This window comes from Protofrankia sp. Cas8, from assembly GCF_963555845.1.
Classification (GTDB): Bacteria; Actinomycetota; Actinomycetes; order Frankiales; family Frankiaceae; genus Protofrankia.
The window spans coordinates 21,354-23,121 of the sequence record NZ_CAUVXI010000037.1 but is presented as its reverse complement, the minus strand read 5'-3'; the positions used below and the strand labels follow the sequence as shown (position 1 = coordinate 23,121).

Genomic DNA, 1,768 nt, shown 5'->3' with positions numbered 1-1,768 from the left:
CACTGCTCGCCGCCCTGGATCATCCACATGTGGTCCGGGTCCACGACTACGTCAGAACCGGCGACCTGCATCTGATCGTCATGGAGTTCCTGGGTGGGGGGACCCTGACCCGCCGCCGGGCCGGCATACCCCCGGAGGGGGCCTGCGCCGCGGCCGACCCCCCACGCCCGGCCGAGCAGCCGATCCCCACGCCGGGGCTCAGCAGTAGGCGCCGTCCACCGGCCAGCCCGCTCCGCGCTGGGGGCCACGACAACACCGCGAAGGTGCGGCCGCCGGTCACGGCTTGGCCCCGTCGGATGGGGCTCGGCTTGGCCGGCGGGGTGGTTATGGTGTGGCTGCTGGTTGTGATTAACGAGGTAAGCGGGTCCAACCTGGGGGTGCCGGAGCTTCTTGTCAGTGTGTTTGCGTCGCTGCCGGCCGCTGTCGTCGGCGTCAGGCTCCTTCGACAGCGGCGATAAAACAGTGTGGCTGTGGGATCTGACCGACCCGGCCGGCCCCGCCACGAGTCGGTCCCGGGGGCTGACGCCCGGTAACCGTCCTTCCGTGTTGTCAACCTACCGAGCCAGACGCTGCGATCAGCACGAACACGCCGCCACGCGGCTCGGGCCACCGAAGCTCCCGCCTTGCCCAGCAATGGCTACAGAGAGCTACTGGGCGGCTGGTGACATGAACCCAAGTTTACCGGATGCGGAGTCTGCCCGACGGCGAAGCAGGCTGGATCGAGTGGACCAGCTGGACCACCCAGACGGGCACAGCTAGACGACGCAATGCATTCGCATTAAAATCGTCAGATGTTCGAGGCCGTCAAGGACAGCCAGTGGTCAGCCGACCACATCGCAGCCCACGGCGTGACCTTGGACGAGGTGCGAGAAGCCATCCTCGAGCACCCATACTGGATGACCGCCGGCACGAACGAGACAACGCTGATCTACGGACGCACATACGGAGGCCGCTACCTGTTCGTCGTAGCGGTCGGCGACCACAGCCTTCATCGTGACGGCTCGAGACATGACCCCTGGTGAGAAGAAGACCTTCCAACGGAAGGCACGGTGACGGTGACGATGACAGCAGCGAAGAGGACCATAGAGACCCTGCCTCGGCCAGCCGAGGAGTTGGACCAGCTGGCCGCCTACTACGACGCTCATGACACCTCGGCCGAAATGGAACACGGTCAGTGGGTCGATCCCCGGCCCATGAAGACCACGTCCCTGCGGCTGCCGGCAGACGTGGTCGACGCGTTGAAGCGACGCGCCCATGGACGGGGCATGCGGTACACAGCCCTTGTTCGAGAAATTATCGAACACGCGATGCGCAGCGAGCGGGCGGAGGAGAACGACGAACTCACCGAGATCAACGAACGGCTGGCCCGGATCGAGGCCGCGCTCACCGAGAGGTCAGCGCGGGTACCGGAGATCCAGCACACGCGACACCACAGCGGCTGATCATAACTCGACGTCCCAAGCCACGTCGACTAGGAGCGCCCGGCAATAGGCGCGGTACCGGGACGTCGACCTCTACCTGTACCTGTACCTGGCCGCCGCGTTCGTCACTGTCCGTTGTCTGATCCAGAAGGCCCGAATCGCCTACCGCTGGGAGGGTCGGCCCACCACCCGGCGTCTCACGTGACGCCTATTGCCGGGCGCTCTTAACGATGTGTATCTGATGCTCCTGCCACAACACCAGATTCACATCGTTCCCACAGAGCGTGCGACAAGAGGGAAGTGGATCAAGGAGTGGATCAAGGAGTGGGGTCGAGATGCGTCCCCGG

The 1,768-nt window shown here is 65.1% G+C and carries 2 protein-coding genes and 2 pseudogenes; all 4 read left to right on the top strand.

Going from position 1 to position 1,768, the window contains the following annotated elements; all coding sequences use genetic code 11:
• Positions 1-458, top strand: a pseudogene (locus U9977_RS08300) (hypothetical protein); the annotation flags it as partial.
• Positions 459-791: 333 nt separating this feature from the next.
• A complete protein-coding gene (locus U9977_RS08295; protein WP_322748609.1) occupies positions 792-1,022 on the top strand; it encodes a hypothetical protein in 231 nt (76 codons plus the stop codon).
• Positions 1,023-1,061: 39 nt separating this feature from the next.
• Entirely contained in the window at positions 1,062-1,442 is a 381-nt protein-coding gene (locus tag U9977_RS08290; protein ID WP_322748608.1) for a CopG family antitoxin, read from the top strand.
• A gap of 79 nt (positions 1,443-1,521) precedes the next feature.
• A pseudogene (locus tag U9977_RS08285) lies at positions 1,522-1,626 on the top strand (IS5/IS1182 family transposase); the annotation flags it as partial.
• Positions 1,627-1,768 lie beyond the last annotated feature (142 nt).

Bases quoted from the DNA above. Each gene is read 5' to 3' on its own strand.
- U9977_RS08290 (WP_322748608.1), top strand. From the start codon at position 1,062: ATGACAGCAGCGAAGAGGACCATAGAGACCCTGCCTCGGCCAGCCGAG.
- U9977_RS08295 (WP_322748609.1), top strand. From the start codon at position 792: ATGTTCGAGGCCGTCAAGGACAGCCAGTGGTCAGCCGACCACATCGCA.